Source organism: Rhodopseudomonas sp. RCAM05734, assembly GCF_052658035.1.
In genome coordinates, this window is sequence record NZ_CP199742.1 from 2754025 (window position 1) to 2769683 (window position 15659).

Here is a 15659-nt window from a genome sequence, read left to right on the forward strand (position 1 = left end):
TGGCGCCGGTGTCGGAATCCGGTTTTCCCGTTCGTCCTTGAAGCAGGTTGCATCACCCCGGAGCCACCCATGCTGAAGATCATTGCCGTGATCGCCGTCATTCTCGCGGTCGCGCTTGTCGCCGTTCTGGCGCTGGCGCTGACAAAACCCGACACGTTCGAGGTGGCGCGCAGCGCCGCCATCAAGGCGCCGCCGGACAGGATCTATCCGCTGATCGAGGACCTGCATCGCTGGACCGCGTGGTCGCCCTACGAGGCGAAGGATCCCGCCATGAAACGCAGCTACAGCGGTTCCGAGTGCGGCAAGGGCGCGGCCTATGGCTGGGACGGCAACAGCAATGTCGGTTCCGGGCGCATGGAGATCACCGATGCCGCATCGCCGACGCGGATCGTGCTCAAGCTGGATTTCTTCCGGCCATTCGAAGGCCACAACACCGGCGAATTCACCCTGCATCCGCAAGGTGATATCACCACCGTGACCTGGTCGATGCGCGGCCCGGCGCCGTTGATGTCGAAAATCATGCAGGTGTTTCTCAATATGGACCAGATGATCGGCAAGGACTTTGCCGTCGGCCTGGCCAACCTCAAGTCGATCGTCGAAAAATAGAACCGGCCCCAACCAAGGAGACCACCGATGCAGGTCAATCCCTATCTTCACTACAACGGCAATTGCGAAGAGGCCTTCAACTTCTATGCGAAGGCGATCGGCGCCAAGATCGACGTCATCATGCATGTGGAAGGCTCGCCGGCCGCCGAACATATGCCGCTGGAGATGGCCAAGAAGGTGCTGCATGCGCAGCTGTCGATCGATGGCGAGGTAGTGATGGCCTCCGACGCGCCGCCCGGACAATTTCAGAAGCAGCAGGGCTTCTCGGTGTGCCTGCAGATCGAGGATCCCGCCCATGGCGAACGGATCTTCAAGGCGCTGGCCGACGGCGGAACCATCCACATGCCATTCGGCGCCACGTTCTGGTCAAAAGGTTTTGGCATGTGCCTCGACAAGTTCGGCATTCCCTGGATGGTGAACGGCCCGGCCCCGGATTAGGAGCCCACGGCGTCCTGACCTCTCCCCGCTCTTTCTTAACCTCTCCTCGCATCTTGCGCGGGGAGAAGTCGACCAGCGTAGCGAAGCCGGTCGGGTGAGGGGCGAGGCACGCGGCCGATCGCAAACCTGACGTTCGCGGGTCGCGCGCGTGCGGAATCGCTGTTACGACCACGAGGCAGACGACGTATTGCGCCCGGCCCCTCACCCGAAGCCGAGCTTTCGCTCGGCTCCGACCTCTCCCCGCGCAAGATGCGGGGAGAGGTGAAGAGCCGTCGTCGCAGCAAATGACGCAAGACCAGAAAAGAAAACCTGATGACCTCTTCTTTCACGCGCAACGCCGTGGTGCTCGGCCTTTTGTCCGCCGTGGGCCCGTTCGCCATCGACATGTATCTGCCGGCGCTGCCGGCGATCGCGGCGGATCTGCACGCCACCACGGCGGCGACGCAGATGACGCTGACCATGTTCTTCATCGCCTTCGGCCTGTGCCAGATCGCCTACGGGCCGCTGTCCGACGTCTACGGCCGCAAGCCGCCGCTCTATGCCGGGCTGGCGCTGTTTACGCTGGGTTCGGTCGGCTGCGCGCTGGCGCCCGGCGTCGGCTGGCTGGTGGCGTTCCGCATCCTCCAGGGCATGGGCGCCGCTGCCATGGGCGTGATTCCGCGCGCCATCATCCGTGACCTGCACACCGGCGTCGAGGCGACCCGGCTGATGGCGCTGGTGATGCTGGTGTTCTCGGTGTCGCCGATTCTCGCGCCCCTGACCGGCAGCGCGCTGATCGTGCCGTTCGGCTGGCGCGCGGTGTTCGTCGCCGTCACGGTGGCCGCGCTGCTCGCCATCGTGCTGGTGGCGTCTTTGTTGCCGGAAACCCGCCCGGTGGAAGAGCGCATCAATGGCAGCGTCCGCAACGTGCTCGGCAGCTTCGGCGAGCTGTTGCGCGACTGGCATTTCCTCGGCCTCACCTTCATCGGCGGCTTGGGCATGGCGAGCTTCTTCGCGTTTCTGGCGACGTCGTCCTTCGTCTATATCGGCCATTATGGGCTGACGCCGACGCAGTACAGCCTGGCGTTCTCGGTCAATGCCATCGGCTTCATCGGCGCCTCGCAACTGGCAGGCTTCCTTGGCGGCCGCTTCGGCATGGTGCGCGTGGTGATCGCGGCGGTGTCGGCCTATGCGGCCTTCGCGGTGCTGCTGCTGGCGCTGACGCTCGCCGGCTTCGACAGCCTGCGCGTGCTGATCCCGCTGCTGTTCACCTCCTTCGCCTTCCTCGGCCTGGTGATCCCCTCCACCATGGTGCTGTCGCTGGAGGACCACGGCCCGATCGCCGGCATCGCCAGCGCGCTCGGCGGCACCCTGCAGATGGTCACCGGCGGCGTCATGATCGCGGTGGCCGGCCTGTTCTTCGACGGCACCTCGTTGCCGATGGTGGCGACCATCGCGCTCACCGCGGTGGCGGCACTGGTGGTGACGCTGGCGACCTTGCGCTGCCGCGCTGCCGCGCCGCAGTTGGCGGAGTAACGCCGTTGCGTTCCCCGGACGCAGCGCAGTGCGGCGCGCTTGTGCCGTAGTGCGCTGCAGATCCGGGGTCCCCGGTCGTCGGCAAGCAAAAACCGGGATCCCGGATCTGCGAAGCAACACTTCGTGTTGCATCGCGGCCGGCACACGAGAGCTGCGCTCCGCGCGCTACCCGTTGCTTCCCTCTTTGCGCAGCGTCGGCAGGCCGATGCCCGCGGCGTCGAAGCCGCCGTCCACCGCCAGCGTCTGGCCGGTGATGTAGCTGGCGCGCGGGCTGCACAGATAGAACACCGCGTCGGCGAGTTCGTCCTCGCCGCCGTAGCGGTTGAGCGGAATGGTGTCGTGATAATCGGCGCGGATCGCCGGCGTGTGCACCGCCTTGGCCATGGCGGTCTCCACCGGGCCGGGCGCCACCGCATTGACGCGGATGCCGAGCGTCGCCAGTTCCACCGCGAACTGCTTGGTGAGATGTGCGAGGCCGGCCTTGCTGGTGCCGTAGGCGGTGCGCAGCGTCGAGGCCCGCAATGCCGAGATCGAGGTGATGTTGACGATGGCGCCGCCGCCATGTTCGCGCATCAGGGGCGCCGCGGCCTGGGTGCACAAAAACGGCCCGGTGAGGTTGACGTCCAGCACGCGCTGCCATTCGGCCTGGGTGGTGTCGAGCAACGGCTTGAACACCGCGATGCCGGCGTTGTTGACCAGCGCATCGAGCCGGCCGAAGCGCGCCTGCGCCGCGGCGAAGGCGGCAGCCACCGCGGCGGCATCGGAGACGTCGGCATGCAGGGCCAGCGTCGTATCCGGCGCATTCAGCGCCTGGACGGTCGCCGCCAGCAATTCGCGCTCGATATCCAGCAACGCGACGGCATAGCCCTCGCCGAGAAATCGCTTGGCCACCGCGAGGCCAATGCCGCGCGCCGCGCCGGTGACAAGCGCAACCTTGCGCGGTGTGGTGCTGATCATGTCCTGCCCTGTGGTTTTGTGCTGGTGCAGGGCTGTCTAGAGAACGGCGAAGTCCGCGACAAGCCTGGCGGCGCCTTTTCCTTCCCCCGGCGAAGCTTCGCGAGGTGGGGAGCATTCGGGTGGGCAAAGCATCGCCGCGCGCAGCGCAGAGACGCGTGCCCACCACGTCCTCCACGGCGCGGAGATGGTGGGCACGGCGCAAGCGCGCCTTTGCCCACCGTACGTCTCTCCGTTCTCAGAACCGGTAGGTCGCGGTTCCCAGCACCGTGCGTCCGATGCCGTAGTAGCAGTCGCCGCGGGCATAGCACGCTGCGACATAGCGCTCGTCGCTGATGTTGTTGGCGTTGATCTGCAGCCGGAACGGGCCCGGATCCCAGGCGACCATCATGTCGAACAGCGTGTAGTCCGGCAGCGTGACGGTATTGGTCTCGTCCCAGGCATTGCCGATATAGCGCACACCGGCGCCGACCGTGACATCGCGCAGGCCGAGTGCACCGAGGCGGTATTTGCCCCACAGCGAGGCCTGGTTCATGGGCACGGTCTCTAGACGCTCGCCGACATTGTCGCCTTGCTCGACCTTGGCGTTGATGTAGGAGTAGCTGGCGATCAGGTCGAAGTCCGGTGTGACCTTGCCCAGAACCTCGATCTCGGCGCCGCGGATGCGGACCTGGCCGATCTGGCTCGAGGCGAACGGGTTGCTCGGATCGTTCGATACGGAGAGCCGGTTCCTTTCGACCGTATCGTAGATCGCGCCGTTGACCGCGAGGAATGCTGTCGGATTGTACTTGAAGCCGACCTCGTAGGTCTCGCCGCGCTGGTCCTTGCAGGTTCCGCCGATGCAGGAGCTGCCACCGTAGGCGGCACTAAAATACACCGGATTGAACGACTGCGCCCACGTCACATAGGGATTGAAGCCGTACGGCGTTTCATACATCAGGCTGGCGCGTCCGGTCGTCGCCGAGCGGTCGCTGTCGTCCGCGACGGTTCGCCGCGTGCTGGCGTAGTCCTGCCGAATGCCGAGCGTGGCGAGCCAGGGACCGAGGCGCATCTGGTCTTGCGCGTAGAGCCCGGTCTGGGTTTGCCGCGTGTCAGGAGTGGCGATCAGTGCAGGCAAGGGCAGGTTGCTATAAACTGGCGCGTAAAGGTCGAACGGCGTGGCGTCCAGGCCCCCGCCCACCGCCGAACGCTCTCTGACGTCCCGGTAGTCGACGCCGAACAGCAACTGGTGCGACAATGCCCCGGTGAGCGCCTTGACATGAACGTTGTTGTCGATCGTGAAGTTGTCCTTCGCCGATGCCTGCGACATGGTGTAGCGATTCACCGTCCGCCTCGACGCGTCGAGAAACGGATCGGCCGAGAACGAATTCGCGTAGACGCTTTGATAGATGCCATCGACACGGGCATAGCGCAGGTTCTGCGTGAACTTCACGGCATTGTTGAAGCTGTGTTCGAACAGGCTGCTGACCGCACCGGTCTCGGTCTGGTACAGGTCGGTGCTCGGGTCGCCGACGAAACGGTTGCGCGGAATGGTGCCGTTCGGGCCGGGATACAGCACACCTTCGCGCGGCAGGAAGCCGTTTGTGGTGCCGGTCTTGTCCTTTTGGTAGGTGCCGAGCACGGTCCAACTGGTGTTGTTGGTCGGGCGCCAGGTCAGCGACGGCGACAGCACGAAACGGTCATCCGGCACGGAATCGACCTGCGTTCCACTGTCGCGGAACAGGCCGACGAAACGATACAGCCATTCGCCGTCCTTGGTCAGCTTGCCGGTCGAGTCCATCTGGGTCTGCTTGCGTCCGAAATTGTCGAAGCTCACACCAACTTCATTGCGCGATTCCGCCTGCGGTCGCTTCGAGATCAGGTTGACGAGGCCTGCGGTGGAGGTGTCGCCGTACAGGACGGATGCCGGGCCGCGAAACACCTCGATACGCTCGAGCATGTAGGGATCGACGCGCCATTCGTTGAAGACGTTGGTGTTGTTGACCCGCGTGCCGTCGAGATAGATGTTCGGGCTCTGCCCGCGGATTTTCGGATAGTCGCTGCGCGAATCGACGCCGCCCGGTTCGGCGAACACGCCGGGCACGTAGCGCAGGCCCTCCTGGATGCTCGTGACGCCCTGGTCGCGGACTTGCTCGGCGCCGACCACGCTGATCGACTGTGCCGTCTGGCGGAGCGGCGTATCGGTCTTGGTGCCGGTGCCGCTGACCGTGGCGAGATAGCCCTGCACCGGGCTGCTGCCGGTTTCGGCGCGCGCGCCGGGCGTCGAGACGGCGTTTGCTGCGGCGGTGCCGCGCGCGGCGGCGCGGCGATTTGCGGAAGAGCGTGCGGTCTGCTGCGGTCGCGAGGCGGGGCGCGTTCGCGCAGCCTGACGCGTCGGCTGCTCGACGACGACGGCCGGGAGCTGGCTTGGCGATTGCGCCCGTACGGGCGCCGTGATCGCCAGACTCGCCAGCACCAGCATCGAGGCGCCCGCAAAGCGTGGCGCGTTGTTGAATTCAGTCACTCTTGCCCCCAGAACATTATCGTCGGGGGCAGGCCTAACGTGCGCTGTCGGCTGTGGAAACGCCAAACCGGCGTTTCCACAGCGCGCGAAATTAGTATCGCTCTATAGTTCCATCTGGAATTAGTCCAATTCGAATCCGGTGTGGCGGATGTTGTTGAGCGTGGCCGCGTTCATCGCGCGTAGAACACAAGACTTGCAATGACGAGCATGGCCGTCACCGCCAGCATTTGCGCGAACACCCCCGAGACTTTCTTGGCAGGTGAGGCTGCCTTGCGTGTGGCATCCTTCATCGTTTCTCCCCAGACATCGGCTTATGAACATGGCGACCGAATGGGCGCACTCCGTCATCGCGTGACGAACGCTCATCCGATCGGACAGAGTTTACGCAGAACGCCCCAATACAGAATCTTCGCGACAAGAGTCCCCACTCAACGAAGATTTACCACTCCAGAGTCTGACATCAATGCGGCGGGAATTTGTCGCAGGACACACTGCACTGCGGTGCAATCCGTCGTGCCGCCGGGGCGCGCATGACGATCCGTCGAATTATTCTGGCGGTCATGTCGGAGTCGCGAGATGCCGTTCGTCCTGCGCGTAACATCCTTGCCGCGTCCAACGGCCGAGCATGCGGCGCCGACATCCGAAAGCATCGAGGAAGATCACAATGTCACTGATACTCTACTATCATCCGCTGTCGTCCTTCTGCTGGAAGGCGCTGATTGCCCTTTATGAAAACGACACGCCGTTCACGCCGAAGCCGGTCAACCTCGGCGATCCCGACGAGCGCGCCGCGCTGTTGCAACTGTGGCCGATCGGAAAATTTCCGGTGCTGCGTGACACGGCCGCGGACCGCATCGTGCCGGAATCCAGCATCATCATCGAATATCTCGACGACGCCTGGCCCGGCCCGACGCGGTTCATCTCCGCGGACTGCGGGCAGGCATTGCAGACCCGGTTGCGCGACCGCCTCTACGATCTTTATGTCCACCTGCCGGTACAGAAAGTCGTTGGCGATCGGCTGCGCCCGGCCGGCCAACGAGATCCGCACGGCGTCGCCGAGGCGCGAGCGCGGATCGTCTACGGCTATGACATGATCGAGCGCGAGATGGCTGGTCGGAGCTGGGCGATGGGCGAGAGCTTCAGCCTTGCCGATTGTGCGGCGGTGCCGGCACTGTTCTATGGCAACAAGGTGCAGCCGTTCGGCGCCGCGCATGGCAAGGTCGCGGCCTATCTCGACCGGCTGCTGGCGCGGCCCTCGGTGGCGCGGGTGGTGCGCGAGGCCGAGCCTTATTTTCACATGTTTCCGCAGGAGGAGACGGCATGACCGACAAGGCCGCTATCGTCCGCGCGCTGTTCGCTGCTTACCGCGCCAGCGACCGCGCGTCCGTGGAGCAAACCTTCACCGACGACTTCCGCTTCACCAGCCCGTTCGACGACCGCCTCGACAAAGCGGCCTATTTCGAGCGCTGCTGGCCGGCTTCGATCGACGGCTGGATGAAAGAACAGGACATCGAGCACATTGTCGTCGATGGCGACGCGGCCTTCGTCACCTATCAATGCGTGGCGAAGGACGGCAGGAGTTTTCGCAACACCGAGTTCTTCACCTTCGATGGCGACCGCATCCGCAGTATCAACGTCTATTTCGGCGCGACGTATCGCGACGGGGTGTTCGCGAAGCAGGAATCCTAGACGGCTGCGGCGGCCGCCTGCTTATCGAGGTCCGTAACATTTTGGTCACCATACTCGCGGAAAGACCGGGATACCGATGGTTGGTAAACTCCAGTGGACTATGACGAACCTGCCAGGTTCTAAAATGGTCGGCCGGAATGCCCCTCGATCAGCTTTCGATTTTTTCTGCCATCGGTCTCTCCAGCGCCGCTCTTGCGCTGACTCTGTTCGTGAGCTGGATGGTCGGCCGGTCCGATGCCTATCTGCTCACCTGGTCCATCGGCCTTGCTGTCATCGTCGTCGGCGTCGTGCTTTTCGCCGGCTTCGGAGACAGCTACAACGCCGGCTTGCAGCTGGCGTCGTTCCTGCTGTTGATCTGCGGCTTCGGTCTTGTCTATGCCGGCTCCGCGCAGTTCTGCAGCGAACGCAGCCGTTGGAGCTGCGCGATCCGGGCCACCGCGGCAGGGCTGTTGCCGACCCTCGGCGCATTCGCGCTCGGCTTTTCCGGCGCGGGAACGATAGCCGCGAATCTGGCAATCGCGCTGCTGCTGGCGTTGAATGCGTATGAATACTGGAACGCGCGCAATGAAGCGGCGCTGCTGATGGTGTCGAATGCAGTGCTTTACCTGATCACCGCCATCTCGTTCGTCGCTTGCGCTTGTGTCCTGGCCTGGCATGGCCAGCTTGTTCTCGATGCGCGGCCGTCAAATTGGGCGGAGGAGTTCAATGCCATCGCCATCATTATCGGTCTCACCGGCATCGGCGCGCTGTCCCTCACCATCCATCAAACCCGCATCGCCAACCGGCACAGGTCGGAATCGATGACCGATCCGTTGACCGGCCTGCACAATCGGCGCGCGCTGTTCGGTCGTCGCACCGATGATGTTGCCCGGGAGGCGGCGGTGGTGGTGATGGACCTCGATCATTTCAAGGCGATCAACGACCGCTTCGGGCACGCGGCTGGCGACCGCGTCCTGCGCGCCTTCGCTGAAATTATTCTCTCGAACATCCGTGCAAGCGATCTGGCGGTTCGGCTCGGCGGGGAAGAGTTCTGCGTGCTCCTGTCCGACATTGGCGCCGCCGCGGCGATGGCCGAGCGCATCCGGTCGCAGTTCGAGGCGAAGACGTTTGTGACGCCGGCCGGTGCGATCCGGGCGACGGTCAGCGCGGGGATCGCCGTGCGGTCGTCCGATGCCGAAACCGTTCAGGCGATGGTGGATCGCGCCGACATGGCGCTCTATCAAGCCAAAGAGGCCGGTCGAAACCGCGTTCATATTTTCGGCGTCCCCTGTGCGGCGCGGTCAGTCGAGGCGCCACGCGCAATCGAACCGGCCAGCCCTGAGAAAATTTCTCCACCATTGTCTGTCTGATCGACGCGCAATCGTCCTGAGGTCGGAAACGAGACCGCAGCACCGGTCCCGTGCGCTGTACAGCAAGGAGCTAGCGATGCGCTTCATGGTAATCGTCCATGCCAGCAAGGAAACCGAGGCCGGCGCGACGCCGTCGACGGAGTTGCTGACGGCGATGGGAAAGTTCAACGAAGCGATGGTCAAGGCCGGGGTGATGCAGGCCGGCGAGGGCCTGCATCCGACCTCGAAGGGCGCGCGGATCAAGTTTCCCGGCGGCGCTCCGGTGGTGACACAGGGGCCGTTTCCCGTGACCCCCGATCTGATCGCCGGCTTCTGGCTGATCGACGTCGCCTCGAAGGACGAGGCGATCGCCTGGATGAAGCGCGCGCCGTTCGACGGTGGCGCGGAGATCGAGATCCGCCAGATCTTTGCGACGGAGGATTTCGGCGAGGCGCTGACGCCGGAATTGCGTGAGCAGGAAGAGCGCCTGCGTTCCGGCACAGCGAAAAACGTCGCCAGGACATAATCGCCGACATCCCGAATAGCAGGAGCCAACCATGCGTTTCATGATGCTGATGATTCCGAAGGGCTACGAGACCGCGCCGCCCGACGTCCAGCTCGACCCGGCGGCCGCCGCGGCGATGATGAAGTACAATGAAGAATTGCAGCAGGCCGGTGTGCTGATCACCCTGGAAGGGTTGCATCCGCCGTCGATGGGCGCCCGCGTCAGCTTTGACGGCGGCAAACCGATGGTCACCGACGGACCGTTCGCCGAGGTCAAGGAAGTGCTCGGCGGCTTCTGGATGATCGACGTCGCCTCGCGCGACGAGGCGATCGCCTGGGCCAAGCGCTGCCCGGCCGGCCCCAACGAGATCATCGAGATCCGTCAGGTCCAGGAGATGGCGGATTTTTCGCCGGAGGTGCAGGACGCGTTGGTCGGCTACGAGGACATGCTGGCGCGGACGCGGCGCACCTGAGGGAAGGACCGGCGAAATTGGCTGCAGCAACGCTGCCACGGGTTTGCCGCAAGAATTTCATTCGAGATTTTTCAATGATTCCGGTGGCCATTATGGCCGCCGGCGCAGCGATTTGAAGTGACCTGCGAACCCGGCTCATGTAAAAGCCCTTCACATGAGCTGGCGCAAAGACGACCGCCGCGCCGAGCGCGGCTATCACCACGGCAATCTGAAAGAGGCGCTGCTGCAGGCAGCGCTCGGGCTGATCGCGGAGAAGGGCCCGGCCGGGTTCACCTTTGCCGACGCCGCGCGTTCGGCCGGCGTCAGCGCTGCCGCGCCGTATCGTCATTTTCGCGACCGCGACGATCTGCTCGCCAGCATCGCCGAGCGCGGCTTCGGTCAGTTCGAGCTGGCGTTGTCGACGGCATGGGATGACGGCCGGCCGGACACCGTCACCGCCTTCATGCGTGTCGGCAAGGCCTATCTGGCCTTCGCCCGCAACGAGCCGGCATTCTACTCGGCGATGTTCGAATCCGGCGTTCCGGTCGACCAGAACCCCACATTGAATGCGGCTGGCGAGCGCGCCTTCGGCGTCATCCGCGCCGCCGCCGAACGACTCGCCGCGCTGACGCCGCCCGGCGTGGCGCGGCCGCCGGCGCTGATGATGGCGCTGCACATCTGGACGCAGGCCCATGGTGTGGCGTCGCTGTTTTCACGCGGCGATGCGGCGCGGCGCAAGCTGCCCATGTCGCCCGAGGACCTGCTCGAAGCCGGCGTGCTGATCTATCTGCGCGGCCTCGGCTTTCCGACCGATCAGGCGCCGTCGGCGCAGCCCTCCGCCAAGCCGGCCGCAGCGCCGTCGGGCCCCTGGGGCACTGCGCCGAAATAGCGCAGGCCCGCGTCTTCACGATTATTTTGATCGCACGCTTCTGCGTCCGTCTTGACAAAATCCGGCCGCGGTTTACGTATGTAAATGTTATTTACATTCACGGGCGGCATGATGCCGCCATGGAGAGAGGCAATGTCCAACACCGCAGGCGCCAATCGCTGGGGTCCCTACGAGCCGCCCGGCATCCGTTACGAGATGCGCTCGCCATGGCGTATCGCTCTGATCGTGCTCGGTTTTATCGTGTGGTGGCCGGTCGGCCTCGCACTCCTCTTTTTCACACTCGGGAGCCGGAACATGGGTTGCTGGAACAATGGTGATCGCTTCGCCAACAAGATGGAGCGGATGCAGTACAAGATGGAGCGCATGCGCGACCGCATGGAGCGCCGCGGCTTCGGCTTCGGCGGCTTCGGTCCGCCGTCCAGCGGCAACCGCGCCTTCGACGAGTATCGCGTCGAAACCCTGAAGCGTCTCGAAGAAGAGCAGCACGAGTTCAAGGATTTCCTCGATCGTCTGCGCCACGCTAAGGACAAGGAAGAGTTCGACCAGTTCATGGCCCAGCACCGCCCGCGCCCGACGCCGCCGTCGGATGCCCAGCCGCAGGGCTAAGGATTGAGCCTCGGGCGTCAAACCTCCGTCGTCCGATGCCGCTCAACCGCCCGTCTGCATCCGCAGGCGGGCGGTTTTGCTTGCGCCTCGCTTCCGCACCCTTCCAACAAGCGAACGGAGCTTCATTTCTCCCGCGAAATCTTCTTTAGTAACCTCGCATTAACCACGATCAGCGTCTGGTAAGGGGCGGCCAGACACGCTGGAGCCCTCGTTTTGACATCTTGGCAGGCAAAGCAAGCCCCGGCTTTGGACGAGCCTTCCATGCGACACAACAGGGCTTGGCGCTGGCGTTTACGCCGCGCGCGGTGCGTGGCCGCGGAATCCGCAGCGGGCTCCTCCGCCGCGAACCATTTGGGATTTTTGCGTTGAGAGGATACCGCCTATGAATCCGGCCGATGTAGCGCAGTCAGCGCTTCCGCTGGCGTCTTCCGACGTATCGTTGATCTCGCTGTTCTTTCAGGCGCACTGGATCGTCAAGGCCGTCATGCTGGGCCTGCTCGGCTGTTCGGTCTGGGTCTGGGCCATCGCCATCGACAAGATGTTCCTCTACGCCCGTACCAAGAAGGCGATGGACCGTTTCGAACAGGCATTCTGGTCCGGTGAGTCCATCGAGGATCTGTATCGCGCGCTGTCGGCCAAGCCGACGCAATCGATGGCGGCGTGTTTCGTGGCGGCCATGCGCGAGTGGAAGCGCTCGTTCGAAAGCCAGGCGCGCTCCTTCACCGGTTTGCAGATGCGCATCGACAAGGTGATGAACGTGTCGATCTCGCGCGAGATCGAGCGGCTGGAGCGGCGGCTGCTGGTACTGGCGACGGTCGGTTCGGCCGGCCCCTTCGTCGGCCTGTTCGGCACCGTCTGGGGCATCATGTCGAGCTTCCAGTCGATCGCTTCGTCCAAGAACACCTCGCTGGCCGTGGTGGCGCCCGGCATCGCCGAAGCGCTGTTTGCCACCGCGGTCGGCCTTATCGCCGCCATCCCGGCGACTATTTTTTACAACAAATTCACGTCAGAGGTGAACCGGCAGGCACAGCGCCTCGAGGGATTTGCCGACGAGTTCTCCGCCATCCTGTCGCGCCAGATCGACGAGCGCGCCTGATGTCGAAGGTTTGGATCAAAAAGTGAGCACCCGATCATGGGCATGAGTATGGGCGGCGGAGGCGGCGGCGGACGGCGCGGACGCCGCCGTGCGCCGGTCATGGCCGAGATCAACGTCACCCCGATGGTCGATGTCATGCTGGTGCTGCTGATCATCTTCATGGTGTCGGCGCCGATGCTGACCGTCGGCGTGCCGCTCGACCTGCCGCAGACCCAGGCCAAGAGCCTGGAGCAGGACAAGCAGCCGCTGCGGCTGTCGGTGGATATCGCAGGCAAGATCTTCATCAACGACACCGAGGTGTCGATGGCCGATCTGGTGCCGAAACTAAAGGCGATCACCGACGCCCGCGGCGGGACCGACGAACGTATATTCATGCGCGCGGACAAAAAGGCGGATTACGGAACTGTTGCCAAGGTGATGGGGCAACTTTCGGGGGCCGGTTTCAAGCGGCTGGCTTTGGTGACCGAGGTGGAGCAGGGGACCTGAACGTGAAGGTCGACAAGACACTGGTGGCGTCCGCCGCCCTGCACGTGCTGGTGCTGGGCTGGGGACTCGTGTCTTTTTCGTCCAAGGCGTTCGAGACCTCGCCGGAAGAATCCCTCCCGGTCGAAATCATTTCCGCCGACCAACTGGCCAAGGTGACCGCCGGCATCAAGAGCGGCAAGAAGGAAGTCACCAAGCCGCTGGTCGAGAAGGTCGCCGAAGCCAAGCCCATCGAAGACACCGTCGGCAAGATTACCGAGAAGCCTCCGGTGGTGACCGATACCACGCCGCCGCCACAGCCGAAGACGGAAGACAAGACGGCCGCCGAGGCGGCCGCGAAGGCTGCTGCTGCGGCCAAGGCGGAAGCCAAGGCTGCCGCAGACTCCAAGGCAAAGGCCGATGCGGCGGCCGAGGCCAAGATCGAGGCTGAAGCTCTGGCGCAGGCCAAGGCAACTGCTGAAGCGAAGGCCCAGGCCGACGCCAAGGCCAAGGCGGATGCGCAAGCCAAGGCGAAGGCTGAAGCGAAGGCCAAGGCCGAAGCGAAGGCCAAGTCTGAAGCTGACGCGAAAGCCAAGGCCGAAGCAAAGGCCATGTTGGAGGCGAAGAAGCCAGAACGCACCTTCGATCAAACAAAGATCGCGGCCCTGCTCGACAAGCGCGACCCAAGTCGCGCCGCGGCGACCGGCGAGACGCTGAACTCCAATGCAGCCCTCGGACTTGCACACGGCAAGTCAGCGGACAATTCGGCGACGTGGGGGTCGATGTTCAAGGAACAGGTGAACCGTTGCTGGAAGAAGCCGTATGGCGGTCTCGACGCGCAACTGGCTCAGGCCGAGTTCAGCATCAAGCTGAAGCAGGATGGGACGCTGGAATCCATGCCGGTGATGCGGGGATCGGCTACCACGCCATTTCAGCGGGTGTTCCAGGAAAGCGGTGCCCGCGCCATCATCGCTTGCCAGCCATACAAGCTGCCGCCGGCATTTTTCGAAGAATGGAAGTTTTTCTACCCCGTTTTTGACAGCAAAGATCTGTAGCGGCGCGGTAAGTTGAAAGCAAAAAATATGTCCGATCATACATCGACCAATCCGCTCTATCGCATCAGTCGCCGGCAGCTCCTGTCCGGAATGGCTTCCACCGGTTTGATACTTGGCGGCGCGCATCGCGCCTTCGGCCAGGCGCGCGTGACCGTCACCGGTGGCGAAGTCGCTCCGTTGCCGATCGCGATTCCCAACTTCGTCGCGGGCAGCGCGGCCGACAACGAGGTCGGCGTCGGCGTGGCGCAGGTCATCACCAACAACCTCAAGCGCAGCGGACTGTTCGCGCCGATCGATCCGGCAGCCTTCATCGAGAAGGTGACCAACATCGACGCGCCACCGCAGTTTCAGAACTGGAAGACGATCAACGCCCAGGCGCTGGTGACCGGCCGCATGACGCGCCAGCCCGATGGCCGGCTGAAAGCCGAGTTCAGGCTGTGGGATGTGGGCACCGGCCAGCAGCTCACTGGCCAGCAGTATTTCACCTCGCCCGAATACTGGCGCCGTATCGCCCATATCATTTCGGACCAGATCTATGAGCGTCTGACGGGCGAAAAGGGCTACTTCGACAGCCGCGTGGTGTTCGTCGACGAGACCGGGGCCAAGGAGCGCCGGGTCAAGCGTCTGGCGCTGATGGACCAGGACGGCGCCAACGTGCGCTATCTCACGCGCGGCGCCGATCTGGTGCTCACGCCGCGGTTCTCGCCGTCGACCCAGGAAATCACCTATATGGAATTCGGCCAGGGCGATCCGCGGGTCTACCTGTTCAACATCGAGACCGGTCAGCGCGAGATCGTCGGCAATTTCCCCGGCATGTCGTTCTCGCCCCGGTTCTCGCCGGATGGCCAGCGCATCATCATGAGCATGCAACAGGGCGGCAATTCCAACCTGTTCGTGATGGACCTGCGCTCCAAGTCCACCACGCGCCTCACCGATACCCCTGCGATTGATACGTCGCCGTCCTATGCACCGGACGGTGGCAGGATCTGCTTCGAGTCCGATCGCGGCGGCAAGCCGCAGATCTACGTGATGGCGGCGAGCGGTGGCGCGGCGCAGCGCATCTCGTTTGGCGAGGGCAGTTATTCGACGCCGGTATGGTCGCCGCGCGGCGACTACATCGCTTTCACCAAGCAGGGCGGTGGGCAATTCTCGATCGGCATCATGAAGCCCGACGGCTCCGGCGAACGACTGCTCACCTCGGGCTATCACAACGAAGGCCCGACCTTTGCGCCGAACGGTCGCGTCATCATGTTTTTCCGCGATCTCGGTGGCAACGGCGGACCGTCGCTCTATACTGTGGACGTTTCCGGACGTAACGAGCTCAAAGTTCCGACCCCGGGTTTTGCGTCGGACCCGGCTTGGTCGCCGCTGCTATCGTAAACAGAGCGTTTACGAGGCTCGTCGGAAGTGCCAGGTGAGTGCGGCATTCTTTGCCTACCTCGCTGGAATCATGTTCAATTTTGCACTTTATGTGCGGGCGTCAACGTTTCGCTAAGGATGTTCCCTCAGGAAGGCTTCACCTGAATCCGGTACCTGTAGGCGCTGAAATGGACGCATTCCGC

16 protein-coding genes are annotated in these 15659 nt (G+C 63.8%); 14 read left to right on the top strand and 2 right to left on the bottom strand.

Annotation, left to right across the window (positions count from 1 at the left end; translation table 11 throughout):
- Positions 1-69: 69 nt before the first annotated feature.
- The 3 genes from ACUXVA_RS13055 (at position 70) to ACUXVA_RS13065 (ending at position 2559) form a co-directional block, all read left to right on the top strand.
- The gene (locus tag ACUXVA_RS13055) at positions 70-606 is read left to right on the top strand and encodes an SRPBCC family protein (protein WP_265079913.1); all 537 of its coding nucleotides are present in this window, start codon (positions 70-72) and stop codon (positions 604-606) included.
- A gap of 27 nt (positions 607-633) precedes the next feature.
- Positions 634-1044: a VOC family protein gene (locus ACUXVA_RS13060; RefSeq protein ID WP_265079912.1), complete on the top strand. Its 411-nt coding sequence runs from the start codon at positions 634-636 to the stop codon at positions 1042-1044.
- Between the two features lie 312 nt (positions 1045-1356).
- Entirely contained in the window at positions 1357-2559 is a 1203-nt protein-coding gene (locus ACUXVA_RS13065) for a multidrug effflux MFS transporter (protein WP_265079911.1), read from the top strand.
- Between the two features lie 165 nt (positions 2560-2724).
- On the opposite strand, the gene ACUXVA_RS13070 is transcribed toward ACUXVA_RS13065, so the two are convergent.
- Positions 2725-3516 (bottom strand): SDR family NAD(P)-dependent oxidoreductase, encoded by a 792-nt coding sequence (locus ACUXVA_RS13070; protein ID WP_413776393.1) that lies wholly within the window; start codon positions 3514-3516, stop codon positions 2725-2727.
- A gap of 235 nt (positions 3517-3751) precedes the next feature.
- Positions 3752-6016 (bottom strand): TonB-dependent siderophore receptor, encoded by a 2265-nt coding sequence (locus ACUXVA_RS13075; protein WP_445492536.1) that lies wholly within the window; start codon positions 6014-6016, stop codon positions 3752-3754.
- 664 nt (positions 6017-6680) lie between these two features.
- Between ACUXVA_RS13075 and ACUXVA_RS13080 the strand changes: the two genes are divergently transcribed.
- The 11 genes from ACUXVA_RS13080 (at position 6681) to tolB (ending at position 15477) form a co-directional block, all read left to right on the top strand.
- Positions 6681-7340, top strand: a complete 660-nt coding sequence (locus tag ACUXVA_RS13080; RefSeq protein WP_265079909.1) for a glutathione S-transferase family protein — start codon at positions 6681-6683, stop codon at positions 7338-7340.
- On the top strand, positions 7337-7705 hold the full coding sequence (locus ACUXVA_RS13085) for a nuclear transport factor 2 family protein (RefSeq protein WP_265079908.1): 369 nt from the start codon (positions 7337-7339) through the stop codon (positions 7703-7705). Before ACUXVA_RS13080 ends, ACUXVA_RS13085 begins: the two co-directional genes overlap by 4 nt.
- Before the next feature lie 137 nt (positions 7706-7842).
- On the top strand, positions 7843-9054 hold the full coding sequence (locus ACUXVA_RS13090) for a diguanylate cyclase (protein WP_445492538.1): 1212 nt from the start codon (positions 7843-7845) through the stop codon (positions 9052-9054).
- 76 nt (positions 9055-9130) lie between these two features.
- Positions 9131-9559: a YciI family protein gene (locus tag ACUXVA_RS13095; RefSeq protein WP_265079906.1), complete on the top strand. Its 429-nt coding sequence runs from the start codon at positions 9131-9133 to the stop codon at positions 9557-9559.
- A gap of 31 nt (positions 9560-9590) precedes the next feature.
- Positions 9591-10010, top strand: coding sequence for a YciI family protein (locus ACUXVA_RS13100; RefSeq protein ID WP_445492541.1), 420 nt, complete (start codon positions 9591-9593; stop codon positions 10008-10010).
- A 154-nt stretch (positions 10011-10164) separates the two neighbouring features.
- Positions 10165-10878 carry a TetR/AcrR family transcriptional regulator gene (locus ACUXVA_RS13105; RefSeq protein ID WP_265079904.1) on the top strand — a complete coding sequence of 238 codons (714 nt, stop codon included), beginning with the start codon at positions 10165-10167 and terminating at the stop codon, positions 10876-10878.
- A gap of 132 nt (positions 10879-11010) precedes the next feature.
- Positions 11011-11484, top strand: a complete 474-nt coding sequence (locus tag ACUXVA_RS13110; RefSeq protein WP_445492543.1) for a DUF2852 domain-containing protein — start codon at positions 11011-11013, stop codon at positions 11482-11484.
- A 382-nt stretch (positions 11485-11866) separates the two neighbouring features.
- A complete protein-coding gene (gene tolQ / locus ACUXVA_RS13115; protein ID WP_265079903.1) occupies positions 11867-12580 on the top strand; it encodes a protein TolQ in 714 nt (237 codons plus the stop codon).
- A gap of 36 nt (positions 12581-12616) precedes the next feature.
- Complete coding sequence (tolR, locus tag ACUXVA_RS13120) at positions 12617-13066, top strand: protein TolR (RefSeq protein WP_445492546.1); 450 nt, start codon at positions 12617-12619, stop codon at positions 13064-13066.
- 2 nt (positions 13067-13068) lie between these two features.
- Positions 13069-14097, top strand: coding sequence for a cell envelope integrity protein TolA (tolA, locus tag ACUXVA_RS13125; protein ID WP_265079901.1), 1029 nt, complete (start codon positions 13069-13071; stop codon positions 14095-14097).
- A gap of 90 nt (positions 14098-14187) precedes the next feature.
- Positions 14188-15477, top strand: coding sequence for a Tol-Pal system beta propeller repeat protein TolB (gene tolB / locus ACUXVA_RS13130; RefSeq protein ID WP_413776539.1), 1290 nt, complete (start codon positions 14188-14190; stop codon positions 15475-15477).
- Positions 15478-15659: the final 182 nt, after the last annotated feature.